This is a genomic window from Bradyrhizobium sp. (assembly GCF_047605465.1).
GTDB lineage: Bacteria > Pseudomonadota > Alphaproteobacteria > Rhizobiales > Xanthobacteraceae > Bradyrhizobium.
Genome location: NZ_JASGFS010000010.1, coordinates 14,025 through 38,838 on the forward strand (window position 1 = coordinate 14,025; position 24,814 = coordinate 38,838).

24 protein-coding genes, 1 tRNA gene and 1 pseudogene are annotated in these 24,814 nt (G+C 63.8%); 9 read left to right on the forward strand and 17 right to left on the reverse strand.

Annotated features, from left to right (window positions below):
- Positions 1 to 54: 54 nt before the first annotated feature.
- Positions 55 to 1,308 (forward strand): O-antigen ligase family protein, encoded by a 1,254-nt coding sequence (locus QM712_RS11620; RefSeq protein ID WP_415023240.1) that lies wholly within the window; start codon positions 55 to 57, stop codon positions 1,306 to 1,308.
- Here QM712_RS11620 and QM712_RS11625 read toward each other — a convergent pair.
- Positions 1,280 to 1,753: a MarR family transcriptional regulator gene (locus tag QM712_RS11625; protein ID WP_415023241.1), complete on the reverse strand. Its 474-nt coding sequence runs from the start codon at positions 1,751 to 1,753 to the stop codon at positions 1,280 to 1,282. The two genes, QM712_RS11620 and QM712_RS11625, sit on opposite strands and share 29 nt — an antisense overlap.
- Before the next feature lie 147 nt (positions 1,754 to 1,900).
- On the opposite strand from QM712_RS11625, the gene QM712_RS11630 reads away from it, so the two are divergent.
- Positions 1,901 to 3,097: an FAD-dependent monooxygenase gene (locus QM712_RS11630; RefSeq protein WP_415023242.1), complete on the forward strand. Its 1,197-nt coding sequence runs from the start codon at positions 1,901 to 1,903 to the stop codon at positions 3,095 to 3,097.
- A 126-nt stretch (positions 3,098 to 3,223) separates the two neighbouring features.
- Here the strand turns inward: QM712_RS11630 and QM712_RS11635 are convergent, their stop codons facing one another.
- The 4 genes from QM712_RS11635 to QM712_RS11650 form a co-directional block, all read right to left on the reverse strand.
- Positions 3,224 to 4,399: a saccharopine dehydrogenase family protein gene (locus QM712_RS11635; protein WP_415023243.1), complete on the reverse strand. Its 1,176-nt coding sequence runs from the start codon at positions 4,397 to 4,399 to the stop codon at positions 3,224 to 3,226.
- 29 nt (positions 4,400 to 4,428) lie between these two features.
- Positions 4,429 to 5,607: a saccharopine dehydrogenase family protein gene (locus tag QM712_RS11640; RefSeq protein ID WP_415023244.1), complete on the reverse strand. Its 1,179-nt coding sequence runs from the start codon at positions 5,605 to 5,607 to the stop codon at positions 4,429 to 4,431.
- A 104-nt stretch (positions 5,608 to 5,711) separates the two neighbouring features.
- The gene (locus tag QM712_RS11645; RefSeq protein WP_415023245.1) at positions 5,712 to 6,491 is read right to left on the reverse strand and encodes a DUF169 domain-containing protein; all 780 of its coding nucleotides are present in this window, start codon (positions 6,489 to 6,491) and stop codon (positions 5,712 to 5,714) included.
- A 45-nt stretch (positions 6,492 to 6,536) separates the two neighbouring features.
- Entirely contained in the window at positions 6,537 to 7,340 is an 804-nt protein-coding gene (locus QM712_RS11650) for a YdcF family protein (protein WP_415023374.1), read from the reverse strand.
- A 136-nt stretch (positions 7,341 to 7,476) separates the two neighbouring features.
- Between QM712_RS11650 and QM712_RS11655 the strand changes: the two genes are divergently transcribed.
- The 3 genes from QM712_RS11655 to QM712_RS11665 all read left to right on the forward strand — a co-directional run bounded on the left by QM712_RS11655 (position 7,477) and on the right by QM712_RS11665 (position 9,374).
- Positions 7,477 to 8,418 (forward strand): acetamidase/formamidase family protein, encoded by a 942-nt coding sequence (locus QM712_RS11655; RefSeq protein ID WP_415023246.1) that lies wholly within the window; start codon positions 7,477 to 7,479, stop codon positions 8,416 to 8,418.
- Between the two features lie 200 nt (positions 8,419 to 8,618).
- A complete protein-coding gene (locus tag QM712_RS11660; RefSeq protein WP_007603456.1) occupies positions 8,619 to 8,816 on the forward strand; it encodes a hypothetical protein in 198 nt (65 codons plus the stop codon).
- 72 nt (positions 8,817 to 8,888) lie between these two features.
- Positions 8,889 to 9,374 (forward strand): GcrA family cell cycle regulator, encoded by a 486-nt coding sequence (locus QM712_RS11665; protein WP_415023247.1) that lies wholly within the window; start codon positions 8,889 to 8,891, stop codon positions 9,372 to 9,374.
- Positions 9,375 to 9,642: 268 nt separating this feature from the next.
- Here QM712_RS11665 and QM712_RS11670 read toward each other — a convergent pair whose 3' ends face one another.
- On the reverse strand, positions 9,643 to 11,199 hold the full coding sequence (locus QM712_RS11670; protein WP_415023248.1) for a porin: 1,557 nt from the start codon (positions 11,197 to 11,199) through the stop codon (positions 9,643 to 9,645).
- Positions 11,200 to 11,601: 402 nt separating this feature from the next.
- Between QM712_RS11670 and QM712_RS11675 the strand changes: the two genes are divergently transcribed.
- Entirely contained in the window at positions 11,602 to 12,108 is a 507-nt protein-coding gene (locus QM712_RS11675) for a MarR family winged helix-turn-helix transcriptional regulator (RefSeq protein WP_415023249.1), read from the forward strand.
- A 79-nt stretch (positions 12,109 to 12,187) separates the two neighbouring features.
- On the opposite strand, the gene QM712_RS11680 is transcribed toward QM712_RS11675, so the two are convergent.
- From QM712_RS11680 to QM712_RS11690, 3 genes and pseudogenes are all read right to left on the reverse strand, one after another.
- Positions 12,188 to 13,306 (reverse strand): alpha/beta hydrolase, encoded by a 1,119-nt coding sequence (locus QM712_RS11680; protein WP_415023250.1) that lies wholly within the window; start codon positions 13,304 to 13,306, stop codon positions 12,188 to 12,190.
- Between the two features lie 253 nt (positions 13,307 to 13,559).
- The gene (locus QM712_RS11685) at positions 13,560 to 14,531 is read right to left on the reverse strand and encodes an SDR family NAD(P)-dependent oxidoreductase (protein WP_415023251.1); all 972 of its coding nucleotides are present in this window, start codon (positions 14,529 to 14,531) and stop codon (positions 13,560 to 13,562) included.
- Between the two features lie 145 nt (positions 14,532 to 14,676).
- Positions 14,677 to 14,853 (reverse strand): annotated as a pseudogene (locus QM712_RS11690) (dihydrodipicolinate synthase family protein); the annotation flags it as partial.
- Between the two features lie 710 nt (positions 14,854 to 15,563).
- Here QM712_RS11690 and QM712_RS11695 point away from each other — a divergent pair.
- Both QM712_RS11695 and QM712_RS11700 read left to right on the forward strand, forming a co-directional pair.
- A complete protein-coding gene (locus tag QM712_RS11695; protein WP_415023252.1) occupies positions 15,564 to 17,462 on the forward strand; it encodes an acyltransferase family protein in 1,899 nt (632 codons plus the stop codon).
- Between the two features lie 183 nt (positions 17,463 to 17,645).
- Positions 17,646 to 17,885, forward strand: coding sequence for a hypothetical protein (locus QM712_RS11700; RefSeq protein ID WP_415023253.1), 240 nt, complete (start codon positions 17,646 to 17,648; stop codon positions 17,883 to 17,885).
- Between the two features lie 120 nt (positions 17,886 to 18,005).
- Here the strand turns inward: QM712_RS11700 and QM712_RS11705 are convergent, their stop codons facing one another.
- Positions 18,006 to 18,980, reverse strand: coding sequence for an alpha/beta fold hydrolase (locus tag QM712_RS11705; RefSeq protein WP_415023254.1), 975 nt, complete (start codon positions 18,978 to 18,980; stop codon positions 18,006 to 18,008).
- A gap of 117 nt (positions 18,981 to 19,097) precedes the next feature.
- On the opposite strand from QM712_RS11705, the gene QM712_RS11710 reads away from it, so the two are divergent.
- Positions 19,098 to 19,721, forward strand: a complete 624-nt coding sequence (locus QM712_RS11710; RefSeq protein WP_415023255.1) for a TetR/AcrR family transcriptional regulator — start codon at positions 19,098 to 19,100, stop codon at positions 19,719 to 19,721.
- 288 nt (positions 19,722 to 20,009) lie between these two features.
- Here the strand turns inward: QM712_RS11710 and QM712_RS11715 are convergent.
- The 7 genes from QM712_RS11715 to QM712_RS11745 form a co-directional block, all read right to left on the reverse strand.
- Positions 20,010 to 20,087 (reverse strand) — tRNA-Pro (locus QM712_RS11715).
- Positions 20,088 to 20,191: 104 nt separating this feature from the next.
- Positions 20,192 to 20,767: a MerR family transcriptional regulator gene (locus tag QM712_RS11720; RefSeq protein ID WP_415023256.1), complete on the reverse strand. Its 576-nt coding sequence runs from the start codon at positions 20,765 to 20,767 to the stop codon at positions 20,192 to 20,194.
- 24 nt (positions 20,768 to 20,791) lie between these two features.
- Complete coding sequence (locus tag QM712_RS11725; protein ID WP_415023257.1) at positions 20,792 to 21,133, reverse strand: integration host factor subunit alpha; 342 nt, start codon at positions 21,131 to 21,133, stop codon at positions 20,792 to 20,794.
- 132 nt (positions 21,134 to 21,265) lie between these two features.
- Positions 21,266 to 22,246 carry a beta-ketoacyl-ACP synthase III gene (locus QM712_RS11730; RefSeq protein ID WP_415023258.1) on the reverse strand — a complete coding sequence of 327 codons (981 nt, stop codon included), beginning with the start codon at positions 22,244 to 22,246 and terminating at the stop codon, positions 21,266 to 21,268.
- Positions 22,243 to 23,304 (reverse strand): phosphate acyltransferase PlsX, encoded by a 1,062-nt coding sequence (plsX, locus tag QM712_RS11735; RefSeq protein ID WP_415023259.1) that lies wholly within the window; start codon positions 23,302 to 23,304, stop codon positions 22,243 to 22,245. The genes QM712_RS11730 and plsX overlap by 4 nt, the downstream gene beginning before the upstream one ends.
- A gap of 299 nt (positions 23,305 to 23,603) precedes the next feature.
- Complete coding sequence (locus QM712_RS11740) at positions 23,604 to 24,173, reverse strand: YceD family protein (protein WP_415023260.1); 570 nt, start codon at positions 24,171 to 24,173, stop codon at positions 23,604 to 23,606.
- Positions 24,170 to 24,721: a ubiquinol-cytochrome C chaperone family protein gene (locus tag QM712_RS11745; protein WP_415023261.1), complete on the reverse strand. Its 552-nt coding sequence runs from the start codon at positions 24,719 to 24,721 to the stop codon at positions 24,170 to 24,172. The genes QM712_RS11740 and QM712_RS11745 overlap by 4 nt, the downstream gene beginning before the upstream one ends.
- Positions 24,722 to 24,814 lie beyond the last annotated feature (93 nt).

The window sequence follows — 24,814 nt, forward strand, 5'->3', positions numbered from 1 at the left end:
GCACAAGACGGGCATGACGGCGGAAGTTGTGTGTACGAGTAGCGTGAGCGTGTGATGGCGTATGCGGCGGCAGCCGGTGGAGTGAACATAGCCGCACCGGCCGCACCCGGCGTGCTTGCGCTGCAGCGCGCGCTGGTCTGGCTGGTCGGGGCCTCCGGCGCGATCGTCTTCATTGAGCCGAGCCCCTACGAGATTGCGACCCTGCTTGCCACGGTCGCCTTCTTCGCGACCGGCTTGCGGCTCAAACTCGTGCTGATGCCGCTGGTGCTGCTGCTGGTCCTGCTCAATCTCGGCTACACGATCTGCGCGATCCCGTTGTTCGGCCAGTCCGAGGTGGTGAGCTGGATCGCGACGTCCTGGTACATGGCGGTGACCGTGGTGTTCTTCGCCATGGTGACCTCCGAGGACACCGCGGCCCGGCTCGACATGCTCCGCCGCGGCCTCGTCGTCGGCGCAATGATCGCCTCACTCGCCGCGATTGCCGGCTACTTCAACCTCGTTCCCGGCGGGCGCGATCTCCTGACGCTCTACGACCGCGCGCGCGGCACCTTCAAGGATCCGAACGTGCTCGGGGCCTTCCTGATCCTGCCGGCGCTGTTCGCGCTGCAGAGCGTGGTCTCGGACCGGCTGGCCAAGGCGTTCCGCAACGTCTTCGCGTTCGCCATCATGGCGCTGGCCATCCTGCTGGCCTTCTCCCGCGCCGCCTGGGGCGGGCTGGTACTGACCGCGGCCTTCATGCTGGCGCTGATGGTGCTGACCAGCCGGGGCAACGCGCAACGCTCGCGCATCATCATAATGGCGGTCGTCGCCGTGGTGCTGGGGCTCGCGTTGATCGCGGTCCTGCTGTCATTCGACTCCATCGCCGAGATGTTCAAGCAGCGCGCGAGCTTCGACCAGAGCTATGACGAAGGCCGCTTCGGCCGGTTCGGCCGGCACATCCTCGGCGCGGAGATGGCGCTCGAACTGCCGTTCGGGATCGGGCCCCTGCAGTTCCACCGCTACTTTCCCGAGGACACTCACAACTCCTATCTGAACGCCTTCATGTCCGGCGGCTGGCTCTCCGGCATCTGCTATCCCGCGCTGGTCTTCACCACCGTCATCATGGGCTTCCGGCACATCTTCGTCCGCGTGCCCTGGCAGCGCGCTTACCTCGCTATCTTCGCCGCGTTCGTCGGCACCGTCGGCGAGAGCTTCGTGATCGACACCGATCACTGGCGGCACTTCTGGATGATGCTGGGCGCGATGTGGGGCATGATCGCGGCCGCGCAACCCTACAAGATCAGGGCCGCCGGCGAACCTTCAGCTTGAGGTCGGGGCGCTTTTCCGGCGGCGTGTCGAGAAGGCCCTTCAGCGCCTCGGTCGCCGCAAGCACGCCCTTGTAGCCTTCCGTCGCGAAGCGCAGCAGCAGACGCAGTTCCTCGTCGGAATAGCCGCCAAACACCTTCTCCATCGCCTGCTGCATGGGCACGTAGAGCTGTCCGATCTTCATCGCGCTCTCCGGCACGACGGCGATGAAGACCTTGCGGCGGTCCTTCTCATCGCGCTCGCGGCGCACCAGTCCCGCCTTCTCGAGCCGGTCGACCACGCCGGTAATGGCCCCGGTCGTGAGCCCCGTGACCTCGGCGAGCCGGCCTGCGGTGACGCGGCCTTCGAGATACAGGATGTCCATGCATTCGAGGTCGGAATTGGCGATTCCCGCCACATTCGCAACGGTCTGGCCATAGAGCACGCCCTGCGCGGACGACCGACGCATCGCCTCTTCGAGCTCCTCTAATAACCCCGCGCGCGCCTTCGTTCTTGACAAGGCCGACCTCATATCTTAATCGATATATATCTTAGTCACTAAGAGATTTAGCGATCGTAATTTCTCCTAGCACCACGGAAACGTCGGGAGCAAGCCATGTCCTACCGTCCCCGCAAGGCCCTGATCATCGGCGCCGGCATCGCCGGTCCCGTCACCGCGATCCTGCTGCGCCGCGCCGGCATCGAATCCGCGATCTACGAAGCGTGGCCCTATTCGAAAGGCATCGGCGGCGGCCTCCAGATCGCGCCGAACGGCATGCATGTGATGGACGAGATCGGGCTGGCCGGCGAGCTGATCGGCCGCGGCTCCATCGCGGATTCCTTCGACTTCTATTCGCAGGACGGCCGCAAGCTCGGCGCGATCAACCGCGACATGGAACGCCGCTTCGGTCAGCCGGCGGTGAACGTCTGCCGGGCGACGCTGAACGAGATGCTGGTCGACAAGGCGTGGTGCTCCTGCGTCTCGCTCTATTTCGAGAAGCGTCTCATCAAGATCGAGGATCGCGGCGACCAGCCGATCATCGCCTATTTCGCGGACGGTACCACCGCCGAAGGCGACTTCCTGATCGGCGCCGACGGCGTGCATTCGGTCACGCGGCGCCAGGTCGTGCCGGACGGGCCGCAGCCTTTCAACACCGGCCTGATCGGGTTCGGCGGCTTCGTGCCGCGCGCCGTCCTCGACGGCCGCGCGATCGGCCGGCATATCGAAACCACCTTCGGACAGAGCGGCTTCTTCGGTTACGGCTATTGCAGTTCCGATCCGAACGACGGCGTGATGTGGTGGAGCACGCAACCCGCCCATGGCATGGATGCCGCGATGTTCCGCGCGCTCGACGAGACGACGCTGAAGCAGCATCTGCGCGCCTTCCACCAGGGCTGGCACGATCCGATCCCTGCCATCATCGAGGCCGCCGAGAACATCGTCATCACCGACACGCTCGACGTCGCAACCTTGCCGATCTGGTCGCGCAAGCGAACGCTCCTGATCGGTGATGCCGCCCACGCCACCAGCCCGCATGCCGGCCAGGGCGCCTCGCTCGCGCTGGAAGATGCGATGCGGCTCGCGCGCCTGATGCAGGAGGGCCAGGAGCTCAGCGCCACCTTCCAGGCCTTCGAGGCCGAGCGGCGCCCGCGCACGGAGAAGATCGTCGCGATGGCACGCCGCAACGGCAACCACAAGCGCGAGTTCAGCGCCACCGGCGCGCTCATCCGCAATCAGATGATCAAGTGGCTGTTGCCGCTGGGCTCGAAGAGCATGGATTTCATGTACGCGTATGATGCGCGGGCGGCGTGACGGCGAACGTCCGCAGGATGGAAAAAGGCACGACGCGCCGTGCCCACCATTCCTACACCATCGCGATCATGTTTGGTCGGACACGCTTCGTCTTGCCAATCCCATGATGGCTCGAAGGGAGGCTAGCTAGCATTCCACCTCGAACGTCAGCCCGGCGTGATCGATCAGCCTCTTGATCAGCTTGTGCCGCATCGCGGCACCCGGCGTCCAGAGACCGGCCGGGACATCGGGCGCGTCGCGCAGCAGGCAGATCGCGCATTCGGACATGATCCCGGCCGTCGATGCATAGCCGGGATCGAGATCGCCCTTCACCGCCGCGCGAACCTGACGGCCATCGGGCGCAATCGCGACATACAGCAGGTCGTAGTGACCGTTGTCGCGTTCTTCCTTCGTGGGCCCGTCACCGGGCTTGAGCGCTTCAGGCCCTGTCTTTTCGCTGTTGGCAGCCATGACACGCTTCGCGTTGGCCTGCCCTTCGTCCCCCGCTCCCGTCAGCACCATCTCGTCGTAGACGAAGTCCCGACCATACGGGAAACCCATCAACATGTTGGAGCGATGGACATTGCGCGTGTTCAGCGTGGCCATCGCGAACGGGGCGGACCAGGATTGCAGATCCTCCTCGAAGATCGGCTTGTTGCCGCGTGGCTGCTTCGGTCCTTCAAATCCGGGCGTGAAGGCAAAGGGGTCCTTCAGGATCGACACCAAACTGAGATCCTGCGCAACCGCTTCGAAGGTAACCCTTGCGCTCGCCGAGGTGCCGCCGGAGAACTTCCAGCTGATGTCGCGGACACGTCCCTTGACGCGTGGCGCCGGCGCCCCGAACACACGCCTCGCTTCGTCCTGAACGAAGAACGCACCGAGCTCGAACGGCACGGAATCGAAGCCGCAGGAGAACATGATGCGCGCGCCGCTCACCTTGGCGGCCGCCTCGTAGCGATCGATCATCTGCTTCAGCCAAATCGGCTCGCCGCAGAGGTCCATGTAGTCGGTGCCCGACGCGACGCAGGCATCAAGCAGATCCGACCCGTAAAGCTGGTATGGACCGACGGTGGTGACGACCAGCTTCGCCTCATCGACCATCGCCCGCAGCGAGGCGAGATCGGCGGCGTCCGCAACGATGAGCGGCGTGTCCGCGGGAGCGCCGATCGCATCGCGAACGGAGGCCAGTTTCTCCCTGCTGCGCCCGGCCATCGCCCATGTCGGCGATCCCACACCGACGTAATGCGCGGCGAGGTACTCGGCAACGAGCCGACCGGTGTAGCCGGTCGCGCCATAGACGACGATGTCGAACTTCGAGGCCACGAGTCACGCTTCCTGCAGGATCGTGAACTTTATGCTTCCACCGCGAATGTCAGCCCGGCGTGATCGACCAGACGCTTGATCAGCTTGTGCTGCATCGCTGCGCCGGGGGTCCAGAATCCGGCGGCAACGTCCGTGACGTCCTGCAGCATGCAGATCGCGCATTCGGAAATCATCTTCGAGGTCGAGCCGTAGCCCGGATCGCGGTCACCGGTGACACCGGCGCGAACCATGCGGCCGTCGGGCGCGATCGCGACATAGAGCAGATCGAAGCGGCCGTTCTCCCGCTCCTCCTTCGACGGCCCCTCGCCCGGCTTCGGCGCGTTGGGCCCGGTCTTCTCGGCATTGGCCGCCATCACCCGCTTGGCGTTGGCCTCGCCCCTCTCGCCGGGACCGGTCAGGACCATCTCGTCGTAGACGAAGTCCTGGCCGTAGGGGAAACCCATCAGCATGTTGGAGCGATGGACGTTGCGGGTGTTGATCAGCGCCATCATGAAAGGTGCCGCCCAGGACTGCAGGTCGTCCTCGAGCAGCGGCCTGTTGCCCTTCGGCTGTTTCGGTCCGGTGAAGCCCGGTGTCAGCGCGAACGGATCGCTCAGGATCGCAACGAGGCTCATGTCCTTTGCGACCGCATCGAAGGTTGCCTTGGCGCTCGCGGCGGTTCCGCCCGAGAGCGTACCGCGCATGTCGCGCACGCGTCCCTTGACGCGCGCGGCTGGTGCGCCGAACACGCGCCTGGCCTCTTCCTGCACGAAGAACGCGCCGAGTTCGAACGGGACGGAATCGAAGCCGCAGGAGAACACGATACGCGCGCCGCTCTCTTTTGCGGCTGCCTCGTACTTGTCGATCATCTGCCGCATCCAGATCGGCTCGCCGCAGAGATCGAAATAGTCGGTGCCGGTCGCAACGCAGGCGGCGAGCAGTTCCTCGCCGTAGAGCTGATACGGGCCGACCGTCGTGATCACCGACATCGTCCGTTCCGCCATCGCCTTCAGTGACGCAGCGTCGGAGGCATCGGCCACGATCAGCGGCGTGTCCGCGGGCGCACCGATCGCATCGCGCACCGATTTCAGCTTGTCGAGGCTGCGCCCGGCCATCGCCCAGTTGAGCCCCTTGCCGCCCTTGTAGTGCGCCGCCAGATATTCAGCGACGAGCTGACCGGTGAAACCGGTCGCGCCATAGACGACGATGTCGAATTTCGCAGAGCTCATGATCCATTCCTCAAGTTGCTTCGTCATCGCGAGCGAAACGATCCGGACATCGCCCTCGCCAGAGCAACGGCGCGCCGACCCATACTGCTCGCAATCGCCGATCCTTATTTCTTGGCGTAGCTCACGCCCATGCCGGCGCGGACGTCGCTTTGAATTCCGTAAGGAGGGATCGGATAGCGCAAGCCGTTCTTCGCCAGCGCCTTCATCCCCTCGATCGCCTTGGCGAGATGCCCGGGCTTCAGCGCCATCAGCATCTCCTCGTCCGGCACGCCGCCATAGCGCCGTTCGGCATAGCATGGCAAGGACAGGCTGGGCTCGCCGGTCTTGAGCGCCCGGCCCCAGGAATCCGCGCAGGCAGTCTCACCGACCACGCCCCATTCGAACTTCCTGTAACCGGTATATTGCAGCCCGTTGATCAGGATGATCATCTGCCCCGGCGTTGCGTAGACGAGGCAGATGTCGGGCGGATCGAGCCGGCCGCTCGCAAGCGGACTGACGGCAAGCGCCTGATAGTGCCCGAACGGAACCACGTCGAGCGCCTCCTGGCGCTTGCGCGCGTCCTCCGCGGTGCCGTGCCATACGCCGACATAGTTCTCGCCGGCGAGCCATTTCTCGTCCTGGGGCGCGAGCCCGATCACCGCGCGGCACTGCGCGCCCACGAGATCGTCGGCGGTAATGCCGACGGTCCACCCAAGGCGCGCGGCCATGCTGACGATCTGGTCGGTGGTGTGGACCGCATTGGGCCGGCGGATTTTCGGAATCGCTTCCATGTCCGCGGCGCGCGCGAACAGTTTCATCCCGATCACCGTCGTCTTCAGCCGCAACAGGCTGTTGAGATCGGCGACGATGGTCGAAAGGTCGATCGGCTCGGCGGTCTGCTGCATGGCCTAGCTCCCGGTCCGGCGAGGCATTCCGCCGGTTGGCTTGTTCTAGTGCTTGGCCGGTCCCGGAAGCAATTCATCAATGCGACCGGTAAGGCGATAGGCAAGCAGCCCCAGCCATTCGCGCACGGCGATGTCGGTCTGCTTCAGGTTCTCGCTCGCGAGGCTGTTGGGAGACATGAGATCGGAGGCGCCGCCGGTTCGCCAGTCGACCGGATACGGCTCGACCGTGAAACCCGCTCGGCGGAACAAGCCGACCGAGCGCGGCATGTGATAGGCCGAAGTCACCAGCAGCCAGCGTTCATCCGGCTTGGGATGGACCATGGCCTTCGTGAACTCCGCGTTCTCATAGGTGTTGCGTGACAATCGCTCGATGATCATGCGTTCCCTCGCGATGCCGAGGCCCTCGAGCAACTCCACGGCGTAGTCGGCTTCCTTGGCGTCCGCGGACAACAGGTTCGGGCTGCCGCCCGTGAAAACGAGGCGAGCGTTGGGAAAGCGGCGCGCAAGCTCGGCTGCGGCGAACATCCGGTCGGCCGCATTGCGCACGACCGGCGTCTGACGCGCCGCCGACACGTCGGAATCGATCGGACCGCCCAGCACGATGACGCCGTCGGGCGCGCCCTGCGAGGCATCCCACGCCGGAAAGCGCGCCTCCAGCGGATAGATCAGGACATTGCACAGCGGCGTCAGGCCGCAGACCGCGAGAAGCAGGATCGCGAACACGATGAGCGCGCGGCCAAGCCGCGCAAATCGCGTGAGCAACAGCAGTGTGCCGAGGATGCCGAGTTCGATCAGGAGGTTGACCGGCATCACGGCAATGCCGATGGTCTTGGAGAGCACGAAAAACAGCGGAAAACCCCGTCAGATGTTTGCCACAGCGTCATACGCCGTAAGGGCCGCGAGCCCAAGAGCTAACGTCGGGACTTGACGCACGGCCGCGTGTCGAATCCCATATCTGGCATTCCATCGCGCCTCACAGGTCCACATGACCCATCATCACCTGCATGCAAGCCCCGAAACCTGTCACTGGGGCTTTTTCGAAGCCAGGCTCAAGCCGATCCTCACCATCGCAAGCGGCGACGAGGTGACGATCGACACGATCAGCGGCGGGCCGGAGGTGGTGCCCGATCGCAACCGGTTTCATGTCCCGCCCGAATTGTTCGAGGTGCATGCGAAATCCGAGCGGATGGTGCCCGGCCACATCCTCACCGGCCCGATTGCGGTCGAAGGCGCCGAACCCGGCGACGTCCTCGAGGTCGAGGTTCTCGACGTCCAGCTCAGGCAGGATTGGGGCTACAATCTGATCCGGCCGCTCTCCGGCACCCTCCCCGACGATTTCCACGAAACGCGCCTCCTCAACATCCCGCTGGATCGAACGCGGATGGTCGGGCGCATGCCGTGGGGGCTCGACCTTCCGCTCAAACCGTTCTTCGGCGTGATGGGCGTCTCGCCGCCGCCGGCCTGGGGCCGCATCTCCTCGCTGGTCCCGCGCGCGATGGGCGGCAACCTCGACAACAAGGAACTCGGTGCGGGCGCGACGCTGTACCTGCCCGTCTTCGTTCGGGGCGCGCTGTTCTCCTGCGGCGACGGCCATGGCGTGCAGGGCGACGGCGAAGTCTGCGTCACCGCGATCGAGACCGCCCTGCAGGGCCGCTTCCGCCTGACGCTGCGCAAGGACCTGCGGCTCGGCTATCCGCGCGCCGAGACGACGTCGCACTACATCACCATGGCGATGGATCCCGACCTCGACCAATGCGTGGTGCGGGCGCTCCGCGACATGATCGCGCTGCTCGGCGAGAAGCGAAACCTGTCGCGCGAGGACGCCTACACGCTCTGCAGCCTGGCGGCCGATTTGCGGGTGACCCAGACCGTCAACGGCTCCAAGGGCATCCATTGCATGATCGAAAAGGCGATCGTGCACGGCTGAGCGGACCCGCCCTTTCCTGACCTGTCGACACGGCACGGCGCTCCGCCATTCCCGGCGGCGCGCGTTCTTGCGTCTATTTTTGAAGTGATTTCAATCGCTTGAGTGGCGGACGAAGCTTGGATTTGACTTCCACCCCTGAACCTAAATAGAATCTTAATCGTTACTTTTATGTACCTGAGTAAGAGGCTAGCGTTCGGGCCATGGCCACCGAAAAAGCCGAGACTGACCGCATTCCCGTAACCTTGGCGCTCTCGACCATCACCTACCTGGAAAAACTGGTGAGGCAGGGCACCCACGGCACCAGCGTTCCCGGCGTCGCACGGACATTGATCGAGGAAGGCATCCGTCTCGCCATCAAGGACGGGCTTTTGTCGATTCGCGACAATGGCAGGACGTGAGCAGGCGCCGAGCAGGACGCGGACGGATCTCGCAAGCGGATGGCCGACATCTGCAACCTGGGACCGCGACAAATGCCTATTCTCTCACTCACGACTCCACCGACCTGGACCGACGAACGCATTGAACTCCTGAGGCAGCACTTCGAAGCCGGCCTCTCCTGCCGCGAGATCGCTGCGGATATCGGTGTCAGCCGCAATGCCGTGATCGGCAAACTGTCCCGCCTCAACCTGACACGCGGCAGGCCGGCCGAGGAGCGCAGGCATCGGGACAGGAACTCCGCCTCGCCTCGCGCGTCGCGGGCGGTGCCGCGCCTGCAATATGAAATGCTTGCCACGATCTACGGCGAAACAGGCGGGCCTTCGATCGCCGAACCGATCGACGAAGCCAACCGCTGCTCGCTGCTGGAATTGGCCGAGAACCGCTGCCGCTGGCCGATTTCGACGCCCGGCGCGGATGATTTCTGCTTCTGCGGCAATGCCTCGCCGGATGGCCAACCCTACTGCGCCGGCCACAGCCGCCTCGCCTACCGGCCGGCCGCGCGCGTGATGCGCGGCTGAGACGCTCGGCCTCTCCCGAAACGAAAAACCTCCGGCAGGGCATTGCCGGAGGTTTCTGGAGGCTTAGCATGAAGCCAAGAGCCGTAACTTTCGTGATCGGCTGAGCAGCTATATAGCTTAGTAACTCAGGTAAGTAAATAAATCTGAGGCCATTCGAATCGCATGGCTCGTCTTCGCGCTTCGCGCATGCCGGATTTCCGAAATTCTGGTCGACAAAAAGCCCCGGCGGTCTCCCGCCGGGGCTTCGTCAGATCGGAGAGACCCGAGCTTACCAGTTGCGCTGGGCGCGCAGCAGGAGCGTGTAGGTGTCCTGGTCCTTCAGCTCGTAGGTGGTCGCGGGCTTGGCAACGCTGGTCAGCGCCGCCGGCGTGATCGTGCCCGAGTACTTCTGGTCGAGGTGGCTGTAGACGAAGTCAGCCGAGAAGGTCAGACCCTTCACCGGAGTCCAGCGCGTGATGACGCCGAGCTGGCCGATGTTGAAGTCCGGGTTGCAGGTGCCGGTCAGGGTCGCGAACGAGGCGCTGCTGCAGATCAGGCTCTTGGCCGTGCCGCTGTAGTTGACCGCAGCCCACGCACCGTAAAGCGCCGTGTTCCAGTTCGGGTTCCAGTTGTGGGTGTAGGCACCACGGAAACCGTAGGTCTTGGTCAGCTCGAGCTGGCCGCCCGGACCGAACACCGCGTCAGACACGCCGGCGAAGCCGATGCTCTGATACGCGCTGCTGGAGCTGCCGAACATCGAGTAGCTGGTCGCGGCCAGCTCCTGGAAGTTGTAGCGGCTCGCGCCCTCGGTGTAGACGCCCGACACGTTGATCACGTCACCCGCGCCGGTCGGGATGTTCTTGATCGACAGGGCCAACTGAGCGGCCCAGCCCCACTTGTCGCCGGGATGACCGGTGGCTTCGGTCGCACCGTAATAGCCGACGTGGTTGTCATGAGCGGCAACCGAGGCCTGGAACAGGCCCCAGGCCTGGTCGACGCGGACCATGCCGACGATGTCGGGAGACGACGAGCCGCCGAGATCGTTCGAGCCGTAAGCGCCGCCGAGGACACCCGTGGTGCTCATGCCGGCGGTGTTCCAGATCGCGGTCTGGTAGACCTGCGTCTGGTCCTGCGCCGAGATCGCAGCCGTGATGCCCTGGCCGAAGTCGGCCGTGTAGGTGAACTGGGCGACACCGTTGGTGCTGCCGCTGCCGCCGACGAGCTGGTCGAAGTTGTTGCCGGGATAGTTGATCCAGGGCGCGTCGAACTGCGACACCGCCTTACCCATGGTGAAGCCGGCGAACTGGATGAAGGCATAGTAGACGCCGAGCGAACCGCCCGAAATGCCGCCGTCGGTGGCGTTGACCGCACCGCCGCTCGAACCGACGAGACCGGTGCCGGCGGAGTTGAGGCCGAGCGTGCCGCTGTACTGGGTCGAGCCCGTGCCGCTGCCGGTGCCGACGTAGTTGCCGGTCGTCCAGGTGAAGACCGCATCGAAATAGGTGCGGACCACGCCGTATTCGGTCGCGGTGCGCGTGTCGATGTTGAGATCTTCACGGGCGCGCATCGAGTAGGTGTTCGTCAGGCGGTTGTTCGCCGCGAAGACGTTGTTGTACGAAGCGCTGTAGTTGCCACCGGCATTGAGCGCGACTTCCGCACGCAGATAGCCGCCCAGCTTGATGCAGGTGTCGGTGCCCGGGATGTAGTAGAAACCCGCGCCGTACAGCGAGCAGATCTTCACGTATTCGACCGCCTTGGCCTTGACCGGAAGATCAGCCGCCTGCGCTCCACCGACGGCGATCAGACCCGCCGCAGTGCCGAGCAAAAGGCTCTTCACCACTCTCATTTAAAACCTCCAAGTTGCTCATTTTCGCGGAGACAGGACCGTCAGGCCCCCCAGATCCCCGCCTCGAAATCCGCTCGGCCGCTTCGCGCTTTCGGGCACCCGCTTGAACGCGAGGGACGTGAGCGAACCACCTGCAACGGGACGATTGAGTACCCCCCACCGTCACGAACTAATATGCCTGCGTCGTTCCCCTAATTAAAATAGTTTATTTGCTCAGCTTTGTTGTTTCACTAAACCTGTGCCTCGGCCGCAACACTCAGCCTGAGCTAATCGGCTGACTTGATCATCTTTGTAATTTTCGTGACAAAATAACCCTGCTCTGCACTTGCGTCAGAGCAGACTTGCGTGGACTATGGGCTCGCACGACACCGGTCAGAAGAATCAGATCACGGGAGTGACGCTGTGTCCGCGACGAGGAAAGAAGGGGCGCGCCTCCGCTCCATCGGCAATCTGGATATCATCAGGCGCTTCACCTGGGAGATATCGTCGATCAACATGCACCTGGAGGAGCTGCGTCAGTTCTGGGCGAGGACGCTCGGCATCAGCGGCCCGCAATGGCTGATCCTGATGGCCATCTCGGACCTCGACAAGGACGACGGCGTTCCGGTCAACGTGGTCTCAAAGCTTCTCAACGTCGATCCGTCCTTCGTCACCACGCAATCCAAGCTCCTGGAGAAGAAAGGCCTGCTGCGCCGTCGCCCGTCTCCGACGGATGCCCGGGTGGTCCGCCTGTCGCTGGTCGAGAAAACGCAGAAGCACATCGCGAGCCTCAACGAGCAGTACAAGACGATCCGGGAATTCGTCTTCCAGGAGTTCGACGAGAACGAATTGACCGAGTTCACCGCCAAGCTCGCGACGCTCAAGACGCGCCTCGAAAAGGCCTGTGTCAGGATATCCCTCGACTTCTGAGCCGCCGGGACACTGCCATCCGGCAAGAACGGAACGGGGCCCTCACGTCGTGGCCGACGCGCTTTCCTGGCGCGAACGCTCAGATCCGCCGAGCGCTGGCGCCGAGTTGCGATTCGAGCCAATCGAAGATGTATTCGTTGGCGAGGCTCGGATTGTCCGCGTGGGCCTGAGCTGCGCCCGTCTCGGCCGCGGTGAACACCTTCAGCGCGATATCCGAATTGCTGGGCTGCGACTTCTGCACGATCCTGCGTGCGCGATCGGCCTTGAGCCAGCCGTCCTCGCCGAGGGTGATCAGCACCGGACATTCGGCGCTGCTGGCCATCAACGGCGAATGCGGCACCGGGACGATGCTGAGATCGCTCATCGCGAAGCGGCTGGCGAAGAACGATCGCTCGTGAAGATCCCAGAGGCCGCCGTCGCAGACGGCCGCGGCGATTCGCGGCTCCTGCAGCACCGCGCGCGCCACGAATGAGGAGCCCCACCCGTCCGCGACGATCGCGACGCGATCGAAATCGACATCGCTCCGCGTCTCCAGATAATCCATGGCGCTGGCGATCGAGCTCTCGAGGTCCCGCCGTTGCAGCAGCGCCTCGACATAGTCGTCGCGCTGCTCCCCGAGCAGGTCGAGCGCGAGCATCGAGAAGCCACGCTCGCGCGCATGCGGCGCGAGCTTGAACAGGAACTCCTCCTTGCGGTGTCCGGGTTCGCCGATACAGATCACCGTCGGTGCCCGACCGTTCGCCGACGGCGCAGGCAGGAAATAGCCCTGCAGCGCGTGGCCATCGTCGGCCCAGGGAATCGTGACGACCTCGCCGGCCGGACGGCGCGCCGACAGAAACCGCCGCGCGCATTCCTGCATCGCGAGCACGGCGACCCAGCGGCGCTCGTCGGCCAGATCGAGCGGCATCGCGGCCGCGCTGTAATAGTTCATCGCGCGGAGCCAGTTGCGCTGCGCGGTCGCCATGTGGCCTTCCGCGAACGCCGCTTCCGCGCGCTGCCGGTTGGCATGTGCCAGCTTCTTCCATTCGCGGTGCCAGGATGGCTCGTCGGCCTGCTTCAGATGCCGCGCGATCATGAGACATTCCGCGATGGTGGCGCCGCCTTCCTGAGCTGCGGTCAGGAGCCGCGTGAATTCAGCGGAGAGGTCTTCTCTCTCCGGGCAGAAGGACCAGTCGTCGGAGAGGCATGCGGGTATCATCGGGAGCTACGCTGTGTCGTGGCGTTACCCTGATTGAGTAAACTATTTCAGTTCACCAACCAAGCTGGCGTGCGCCGAATGAGACGCGCGCGAGATCACCATCGCTTGAACGCATGGAATATGTCGCATGCGTGACATGCCGTGTCGTCATAAGGAGGCCGACGCGAGCGAGAGGCGCTGCGGTTAATACGGAGCGCCCCTCTTGTCATGACGCGCATCATACCTACATACGCACGCGCGCTCGTTGACGATCTCACCCGAGCCGCCAGCCGGCCTCCTGCGTAAAGCTCTCGTAGAACGCGCGGTCATAGGCCTGTTCCGGCGCCGCACGCACGCGCTCGTCGAGACGCTTCGCATCCTCGCCGACGAGGATGCGCCATCGCTCCGCCTTCACGCCGTCGAGAATGATCTTCGCCGCTTGGGCCGCGCTGGTCGGCGCATCCTCGAGGAAGCTGCGGGCGCGCTCGGCGAAGACCCCCTGGATATCCTCGTCCGACATCTTCTCGGCATTCGGCACGCCGGCCGCCACCATCCGCTTGCGGGTTAGCACGACCTCGTCGGCATTGAGCCGGTCGGAACCGTCGCTGCTCTGCACCTTGCGGGAATTGGAGACGATCGACGTGCCGATGTGACCGGGCATCACCACCGAGCATTTGACATGAGGCGCGTGAAGACGAAGATCGTTGATCAGCGCTTCGGTAAATCCTTTCACCGCGAACTTCGCCGAGCTGTAAGCGGTGTGCGCCTGGTTCATGCCGATCGAAGCCCAGAAGCCGTTGACGCTGGCGGTATTGACGATGTGAGCCTCGTCCGCCGCGACCAGCATCGGCAGGAAGGTGCGTACGCCGAGATAGACGCCGCCCCAGCAGATGTTGAAGGTGCGCTCCCATTGCTCGCGCGTGTTGGTGAACAGGCTGCCGCCACCGCCGATGCCGGCGTTGTTGAACAGCAAATGGATCCTGTCCGTCTTCTGCTGCGCGGCGAGTTCGTCGCGAAAACGCTTCAGATGATCCTCGATCGAGACGTCGGCGACGTGTGTCGTGACGCGCAGGCCCTGCGGCAGCTTCTCGACCTCGCAGAGCCGTTTGGTCTCGGCCATCGCGGCTTCCGAGACGTCGCACATCGCGACGTTGCAGCCCTCGGCGACGAGCTGCTGCGCAAGCTCGCGCCCCATGCCCGTGCCACCGCCCGTAATGACCGCTATCTTTCCTGCAAAATCCTTCATGGGACTTCAGCCCCTCCCTTGGTCGGTATGTTTCTCCGCCCGCGCGCGAACCCATCGGACGGCGCGTAAAATGTAGCAGCGCCGCAGCCGCGGGTAAAAGCGGATCGGCGCGGCCTGCTTGGCTTCGATTATTTCGGCGGACGGACTATTCGGCCGGCTCGACACGCCGCCCGTCGAGCGCACCGAGTCCCTCCAGCGCCTGCCGGACCGCGGCCTGCTGCGCGGACGAGGCCTCCGGCATCGGCGCGCGCGGATAGGTCTTCTCTAGGCCCTGCAATGTCTGCGCATGACGCGTGCAGGCCGGCAGGTTGTCGGCGATGATCGTCCAGGTGCGAGAGGTATTTACAACTCGCTTATTGTGTTCACACCGCGCGAGACATCCCACGGGCCCACTGTCCGGGCGCCGTCTTTCACAATCACCTTCCCAACGATGTGCGGCGGATCATCCGGCATCGCTGGAACAATCCACCTCTTCCCGATGCGCTGCTTCCCGCTGAGATGGATGAACATCATGGGGGAGCCCCATAGACGCCTGAGAAAGCACCAAGGGCGGTTCAAAAGCTTACGAACGCTTTCGCTACCATCACGAAAGTACTTGCAGGATCTTCAGACGGGCTTTGCGGATGCCGTGAGACGAGCAGTCTTCGATCACTTCTATGCGTCTGAACAATCCAATATACGCTTGCTTTTGCTCAAGGTGTCTCCCCGGCTTCTACGCCAGCCACGAGCAAGGCTTTCGCATAGCAAACTAGGCCCTTCCGAAGCGCCAGCGTGCTTTCTTCAACCGACGACGATGCGAAACATACGACCGGACGCTGTATCCGGCCGCAAAGCTCAATCCCATCAATACCAAGAGCACAGCATCCATCCGCGGAGCATCTCACGCGCGCGGTTTTTGTGCAATGCATCAATTTCATTTGACCATCGCCGACAATGACTTAGAGGTGTGATTTCTATTTCATACCGTACTGGTTGAATCACCCATAACGACGTGGCAGTCTCCGATACAACAAATGCGGGAGGCGCCCGTTTTTGAGCCGGCCCGCGCGTTTCATTGGTGCGGAATTGCAATATCGCTCGGACATTGACGGGCTGCGTGCCCTTGCGATCATACCCGTCCTCGGCTTTCACTACGAACTCTCACCCCTGTTCAAGGGTGGTTACGTCGGCGTCGATGTCTTCTTCGTGATCTCGGGCTTTCTCATCACGAAGATTATCTACGACGGCATCGCGGATGGCAGCTATAGCGTTGTTGATTTCTACCAACGGCGGATACGGCGGATTTTTCCTGCTCTATTCGCGGTGTTCGCAGCCACGCTGCTGATCTCGTTCTCGACCCAATTCCCGAGCGAGACCGAATACGTCGGCAAGAGCATTGCCTATGCAACGCTGTTCGTCTCGAACATCTTCTTCTACGCTATCGCGGGCTACTTCGATCCTCACGTTGCCAACAATCCCCTTCTGCACACGTGGTCGCTGTCTGTCGAGGAGCAGTTCTACATCCTGTTCCCGATCACCGTCCTCGCGATCCGCAGAGTTGCGCCGACCCGAAGCATTCAAGCGATTGCCCTTCTGGCAGTGGCGTCCTTCTTGGGATCGATCGTGGCTGTCGAGACGAACATCAGCGCCGCGTTCTACCTCGTACCCTTCCGGGCCTGGGAGCTTCTCACGGGCTCGCTGCTTGCGATCCGGGCGCTTCCCGCACTTGAAAACAAACTCGCCCGGAATGCGATCTCGGCGGCGGGCCTTGTCTCGGTCCTCATAGCTGTCGCCACGTATGACCGAGGAACGGCATTCCCGGGACTTGCTGCCACGCTCCCATGTTTCGGCGCAGCGGCGATCATCCATTCCGGCCCGGGCACGCTGGTCGGCCGCACCCTCTCATTCCTACCGGTCCGTTTTGCCGGGCTGATCTCCTATTCGCTCTATCTGTGGCACTGGCCGTTGTTCGTTTATTTCGGCAGTACGGCTGGTTTCAAGCAGCGCGTCATCCTGGCCGCGATCGCGATCTCGATCGCGATGATGTCATGGTGGTTTGTGGAGCGCCCCTTCCGGCGAACAGAAATGGCACCCCGCAAGATCCTGTTCGGCGGGGCCGCGGCCATGGCCATCATGTGTCTGGCGGCACTGATAGCTGCACCGATCTCCAACGTCATTGCTCCCGTGCCGAAAGAGACAGCCGACCTGCTCGCTTTCGAAGACTACGACGCCATGGAGCCGATGCGGGGCGGCCGATGCTTTCTCAACTCCGGGTTCGATTCAATCTCATACTACCGGCGAGATCTCTGCCTGAAGCTTGACCCGGCGCGCCCGAATATCCTCATCATCGGTGATAGTCATGGCGCCCATCTGTGGCACGGCTATCAGAAGGTGCTGAATGCCAATGTCATGCAGGCGACAGCATCAGGCTGCAAGCCCGTCATGCATCTCGGCGGCCAACAGCGATGCGTGCAGTTGATGCAGGAGGTCTTCGAGAAGTTTCTCCCGCAACACCACGTCGACATGATCGTGCTGTCGGCACGGTGGGAAATGAGCGAGGTTGATGGCGCTGTCGAGCGCGCATCCTCCTTGTCCGGGTATGCAGACCGCGTCGTCATATCCGGACCTGTGCCGGAATATGACCTTCCCCTCCCTCGCATCTTGGCCGTAGCGACCGCCAAACACCGCGATCTGCAGTCGGCCGCCCAAGAACATCTCAAGCCTGAGCAAAAGCTGACAGACCGCAAGTTCGCGGAAACGATCATGCCCAGAGGCGTCTCTTACCGATCCGCCTATTCGGCCATGTGTCCGGACACCTGCCGTCTCCTCGTAGGTCGCACGCCGATTCAATTCGACTACGGACATCTGACAGCCCTTGGATCTGCGTGGCTTGCGCAGTCTTACGGGCGTGGGCTCAATCCTGATCCAACAATCGTCATGACGCACGACTGAGTATGCCGTTGTCACCATTTGCGGCCCGGCTTTGGTGTCCGCGGGAGTTTCCTACGATCCGAATCGGCGAAAGGGGCCTGAGGGCGGGCTGATCAACCAGATGAGTGCGGCAATTCCGACACGCGCTGTGGCACTGCGCTTGCATTCTCCTCGTGGTCAAACACTACCGATGAGGTGACAGGAATGTTCGTAACCGTCGTTGCCGTACTCTGCCGGCTCGGCGCCGCTGCCTCAGGCAGTTGCGTCGAGGAAATCGTGACCGACAGCAACATGACGCCCGAGATTTCGATGATGCAGTGCGCGGTCGGCGCACAGGCAGGCCTTGCGAAATGGATGGGCGAGCATCCGATCTATCACGCCAATTGGCGCCTGGAGCGCTACAAATGCGTGCCGGGTCACTATGAAATCAAGGGCCACGCCTAGGCCCCTGCGAACGACGATCATCGAGGAAACGCCCCGGAGGCGCTCATCTCCCTCCGCGCGGCCACCGGCGCCAGCCCCAGTCCGGGCAGTCCACTCCGTGACCACGGTCACGCCTTCTCCCTAGGCTATCGCACGCAATATCACCGCACGGGCCTGCCGTCCTTCCGGCGTCGGCATCAGCGCGTAATTGTGCGGCTGGCCGCGCCGCAGATGGAGTTCGACCGGCACCCCCGCCGCCCGGGCCCGCTCCGCGAGATCGACGCTGTCGGGATAGAGCAGATCGCGTGTGCCGGCAAAGATGGTCATCGGCGCCAGCGACCGGAATGCGCCGTTCAGGGGGCTGACGAAGGGATGGCCGACGTCGAGCTCGCCGGCGTAGAGCCGGGCCGCCTCGACGATCCCCGGAATGTCCTGGATCGGATCGCGCCCCGCGATCTCGATTTGCTCCGGACGGCCGACCGACGCGTCCGCCGCGGGCGAGATCAGCACCAGGCGGTTCGGTTGCCGATGACCGCGATCGCGCAACCATTGGCATGCGGCCAGTGCAAGCCCGGCGCCGGCCGAATTGCCGACCACCGTGACCTTTGCCCGCCCGGCATCCTCCAGCAGCATCCGCAACAGTTCGGCGGTCGCCGGCACCACGTCCTTCGCGGTGGCGGCCGGCGCCAGCGGATAGATCGGCACGACGCAACTGACCCGCGCATCGCGCGTCATCCGCCCGACGAAGCGCCAGTGCGCGGGCACGATCTCGTTGATGTAGCCGCCGCCGTGCAGGAACATCACATAGTTTCGTCCCTCATGGCCCGACGACGGCGCCGTGTAGTAGACCGGCCATCCGCCCATCTTCGTCAGGGTCACATCGACGCCGCGGCCGAGCCTCGTCGGCTGATGCGAGGCCGGCCGCAAGGCGAGCCGGCGCACATGCTCCTGCACCGCCTCGGCCGACGCCAATTGCGTCTTGAAGGGAAGCAGGCCCAGGACCGCGTTGAAGCAGAGGCTCTGCAGGCTCGGTCTCGGGTCCTCCGGCGGCACAGCGCGCTCCACGCGGCCGCCTGCGCATATCCGACCGATCGACAACATCTTCGCGACGCTCATGCTCGCACCTCGCCTTGCTGGACCGTCCGGCGCGATTGTCCTGTGCACCGCGCGCCAACCGCGGCTATAATGCGAGTGATCGCTCGCTTTTCCTACTCGCATTCGGATTGCAATGCCATGGCGCGCAGACCGCCGACAAAACCCCGGAAAAATGCCTCTCAGACACGCTCCCGCGCGACTGTCGACGCGCTGGTCGAGGCGACTGCTCGCATTCTGGTCCGCGAAGGATTCGAGAAGGCCAGCACCAATCGCATCGCCGAGGTCGCCGGCGTCAGTGTCGGGTCGCTCTACCAGTATTTTCCGAGCAAGGAGGCGCTCGTCGCCGCCGTGATCGACCGTCACAACCAGGAGATCATGGGGCTCGTCCGCGCCGCGCTCGCGGAGGTCGCGGACATGCCGGTCGACCAAGCCGTGCGCCGGCTGGTGACGGTTGCGATCGAGGCCCATCGCATCGACCCGAAGCTGCACCGCGTCCTCGCCGAGCAGATTCCGCGCACCGGGCAGCTCGCCGATGTCGAAGCCTTCAACCGCGAGGTCCAGACGCTCGTGCGGGCCTATCTCGAGAGCCGCCGCAAGGACATGCGCAGGATCGACCTCGATATGGCGACCTTCATCTGTGTCAGCACGATCGAGGCTGTGGCGCACAACACGGTGCTGAACCAGGCCGAGATGCTGTCAGACAAGGCCATGAAGGCGCTGGTGGACGAGACGACGCGGATGGTGGTGGGATATCTGAGGTGAACTGCGGATCGGGCGCCTGTTCGAGACCTTCAAAATCTGAGGAAGATCTTCGCCGAACTGGGCACAGACGGCTCTGACTACGAGCCAGGCGCACGGAGGATCGCGTCTGGGAGATCACCGGCAACGTTCGTTGCAGTCGCGAGGGTAGCGGCCACGGTCCCCCGTCATCCAGATCGTCCCAATCTCCGCCAACGAACCGGTCGCGAACGGACATTGCAAACTACCTGCAAACGGGCGGTCCGCTACAAACCGGCCACCCCCACGAGACATTGAAACTATTTGGAAAAATGGTCGGAGCGAGAGGATTTGAACCTCCGACCCCTAGTCTCCCAGACTAGTGCGCTAACCGGGCTGCGCCACGCTCCGAACGTCGTTCCATTAGCTAGGATCGCCGCTTTGCGCAAGCAGCGACGCCAAATTGGTGTGGGCTTATGGCGTCGGAACCGCCCGCACAGCGAACTGGGGCCGCCCTAGCCGTCCTTCAGCGCCAGGTCCAGCATCTCGCGGCAGGCGACGAGGTCGGCGAGCGCCCGTCCGAGGCGCTCCCGGTCCAGCGCGCTGGGGCCGGCGGGCGTGGCGGTGCCGCCTTTCCGGAAGGTGGTGAGGATTTCCTCGTCATCGACCTCCGTGAAGCGGAAGTCGATGCCCTCCTCTTCGTCGCCCTGGTAGTCGTCATCGTCGGAATCGGCGACGCCGCGAATCGGCGCCTCGTCCTCGGGCTCCATCAGGCTTTGGCCGATGGCATCCTCGATCGCCCCGAACGACACCGCGGCCGAGCCGTCGGCAAGGCCCTGGACCGATTTGACGCCGTGCTCCTTCAGGATCCGCTGCACGCCGCGGATAGTGTAGCCCTCGCCGTAGAGCAGCCGGCGGATGCCCTTGAGCAGATCGACGTCGTCCGGACGGTAATAGCGGCGGCCGCCGCTGCGCTTCATCGGCTTGATCTGGGAGAAGCGGGTCTCCCAGAACCGCAGCACATGCTGCGGAATGTCGAGTTCCTGCGCTACTTCGCTGATGGTTCGGAACGCATCCGGCGCCTTGTCCAAATGCCAAATCCTTTCCGCGGGCGGTTACGCCTCCGGTTGAGCCTTGCTGGCATCGCCATTGCCGCGGTGCTGGGCGTTGATCCGCTGTTTCAGGATCGCCGACGGCTTGAACACCATCACTCGCCGCGGCGAGATCGGAACCTCGGTCCCGGTCTTCGGGTTGCGCCCGATGCGCTGGCCCTTCTTGCGGACCATGAACGAGCCGAAGGAGGACAGCTTCACCGTCTCGCCCCGTTCAAGGCAGTCGGTGATCTCCTTCAGCACGAGTTCCACGAACGCAGACGACTCCGTGCGCGACAGACCGACCTTCTGATAGACGGCCTCGCACAGATCAACACGCGTTACGGTTTTGCTAGTCTCGGTCATCGCCCTGCCCCACATCACGGCGAACAATTGTCGTCTAAAATTATGAGCTTACGATACGGCGGTCAACACCGCACATCAATGCAGAGGCATCGATCATCAGCGATAATTCCGGCAAAATTTTATCGACTGTTGCTACCAGCGCACCAGCGCCGAGCCCCAGGTGAAGCCGCCGCCCATCGCTTCCAGCAGAACCAGGTCGCCGCGCTTGATGCGGCCGTCCCTGCGCGCCACCGACAGCGCCAGTGGGATCGATGCGGCCGACGTGTTGCCATGGCGGTCGACCGTCAGCACCACCTTCTGCGGTGCGATATGAAGCTTGTGCGCCGATGCGTCGATGATTCGCTTGTTGGCCTGGTGCGGCACGAACCAGTTGATGTCCTCGGCATTGAGCCCGGTCGCCTGGAATGCATCGACGATCACGTCGGTGATCATGCCGACGGCGTGCTTGAAGACCTCGCGGCCCTCCATGCGCAGGTGGCCGACGGTCTGGGTCGAGGACGGACCGCCATCGACAAAAAGCTTCGCCTTGTGGCGACCGTCCGAGCGCAGATGCGTCGTCAGCACGCCGCGATCGGTCGCGGCTTTGCCCGCCTGCTCCTGTGCCTCCAGCACGACCGCGCCGGCGCCGTCGCCGAACAACACGCAGGTGCCGCGATCGGTCCAGTCGAGGATGCGCGAAAAGGTCTCGGCGCCGATCACCAGCGCGCGCTTGTAGGCACCGGTCCGCAGGAAATTGTCGGCGGTGGCCAGCGCGAACACGAAGCCGGAACAGACCGCCTGCAGGTCGAACGCCGCGCCGTGGTTGATTCCGAGCCCGTGCTGCACGGCAACCGCCGTCGCCGGGAAGGTATTGTCGGGCGTCGAGGTCGCCAGCACGATCAGTTCGATCGACTGCGCGTCCACGCCGGCATCGGCGAGCGCGGCCTGCGCGGCCTTGATCGCCAGATGCGAGGTGAACTCGCCCTCGGCCGCGATGTGCCGCTCGTGAATACCGGTGCGCTGCACGATCCACTCGTCGGAGGTGTCGATACGCTCCGCCAATTGGGCATTGGTCACCACCTGCTCCGGCAGGTAGGCGCCGCAGCCCAGCACGACCGAACGAATTTGAGTCACGAAACAGCCTCCTGCGCGGACTGCACGGAATTGAGTGCACCGCCCTCGCCGTTGAGCATCTGATTGATCTTGTTCAGGAGATCGTAGTGAGCCATCTCATAGCCAACATCGATCGCATAGGCAAAGCCTTCGGCTGTGGTCCCGCCATGGCTTTTGACCACCAGCCCCTTGAGCCCCAGGAACACGCCGCCGTTGGACTTGTTCGGGTCCATCCTATCGCGCAGGGCCTGGAAGGCGCTGCGGGCGAACAGGTAGCCGAGCTTGGACATCCAGCTCCGCTGCATCTCGTTGCGGAGTAATTCCGCCATCTGCCGCGCGGTTCCCTCGGCTGCCTTGAGCGCGATGTTGCCGCTGAAACCTTCGGTCACGATGACGTCGGCCGCCCCCTTGCCGATGCCGTCGCCCTCGACGAATCCGATATAATCGAGCTCGGGCAGGTTCCTCGCACGCAGGATCTCGCTGGCCTCGCGGATCTCCTCGTGGCCCTTGATCTCCTCGGCCCCGATATTGAGGAGGCCGACCGTGGGCCGCTTCTTGTTGAACAGCACGCTCGCCATCGCTGCGCCCATGACCGCGAGCGACACCAGATGGTGCGCATCCCCGCCGATAGATGCGCCGAGGTCGAGGACGACGGACTCGCCGCGCTTGGTCGGCCATATTCCGGTGATCGCCGGGCGGTCGATCCCAGGTAGCGTACGCAGGTTGAACCGCGACATCGCCATCAGCGCGCCGGTGTTACCGGCGGAGACCGCAACATCCGCCTCACCCTTCTTCACAGCGTCGATGGCCAGCCACATCGAGGAGGTCTTGCGGCCGCGCCGCAGCGCCTGGCTCGGCTTGTCCGCGCTGCTGACTGCGACATCGGTGTGGATGATCTTCGAAGCGGCCTTGAGCTGGGGATAGCGGTCGAGCTCGGGTTCGATCCTGGCGCGATCGCCGACCAGCAGGAACTCGGTCTCACGGTGCCTGCCGAGCGAGATCGCGGCGCCTGGAATGACCACAGGGGCGCCGACGTCGCCTCCCATGGCGTCAAGCGCGATACGAACCTTGCTTGGCATAAAAGTCCCGGAAACCTGGTCTGCTGCGGTCTTGAACTAGCGGGGCCGCAAAATGGGTTCGCCATGGACATGGCGACCGGCCAGGCGCCACGCCGCACCCGGACCGGGGCGCGACAATAGCGTTTTGTCATCCCGAAACAACCTCTTGCCCCCAGCCTTTTGCATCCAGGACGACAGCGACACAGATCGCGACTTTCGCATGAAATGTATGGAAATCAGATAGATAGGACGCTCCTTCAATCTGGCCCGGCAAACGCTTCACGCGGCACCCCAGGACGATCCCCACCGGGAATTCGCGGCTATTTGCCTTTCTTCTTGTCCTGAAGCGCCTTCAGAGCCGCAAACGGATGATCCTCCGGATCGGGAGCGATGACCTCGGCCTCGAACACCGCGCCCGGCTTGCGCGGATACGGATCGATCGCAAGGAACAGCGCGTCGGTCGCAAGCCGGCCGAGGTCGATGATGCCGTTGACGATCGCTTCCGGCGGATCGACCACTTCGGGCGGCTCCTCGTCGTCCTGCCCCTCCTCGATAAGGTCGGCGAGCCGCCGCGCCTCGGCCTCGGGCGCGAACACCAGGTCGATCTCCTCATCGATCTCGCTCTCGATCGGGTCGAGCGTCACCACGCAGGTCTGGCCGACCCGGGCCCGGACATGGCCGGTAACCTGGATCCGGTTTCCGCTCTTCGGCGTGACGTCGAAGGCAGCCTGCGCGGAGAGGATGTCGCGAAGGCCCGCGAGTTCCGCCATGGCCTGCCGCTCACTGGCCGACGCCGTAAGCTCGCGGTGCAGGCCCGCATCGGGAATCTGGGCGACGATAATGGGGGACCGCCAGGGGTCCGGCTGGGTACCGGCATTCGGTCGGCTCATGGCGTGACCTCCTCAGGGGGCACCGGGGGGAATGTGAAGGACGCGCATAGCAGCGCGGGCTCACCGGTGCGGCCAAGATCGGCCTCAGCGGCCCTGGCATAAGCCGCAAGCCGCCGCGCCTGGTCCATGCCGGCACCATTCAGGATATTCTTGCAGATGGCGGATGCCAGCGCTTCGGCGTCGCTCGCCAAAGCCTGATCGTAGGCCTGCACCCGGCCGTAAAAGGCCTCGCCGAAGGCTCGCATGCGCTTCGGCACGATCTGATCGCCGACCCCCATCTCACGCAGATTGTCGTCCATGTCCTCGCAGAAGCGGTCGAACAGGGCCTGCGACAGTTCGGTGCCGCCCTGGGCCGTCCGCAGGCGCCTCAGCAACAGCCACAGATGCAGCAGCAACAGGTCGAAACGGCCATTAACCGTATCGGGCACGCCCAAGTCCCGGTAAAACATGGGTTCTCGCGCCTGCGTCACGATCATGCCATAGATGGCCTCAATGGTGCCTGGCGGGGCTAGCCGGGGTTTCCTGAAGTGATTGAACGGCCAAAGCATTGTGGTTTCCGCAAGCGGGCGCGCGCGAGTTGCATTCAGAGCCTCCGCCCGGTACTTCAGCGCCTCGCGCGACGCAAGGGGACGGAATCAGTT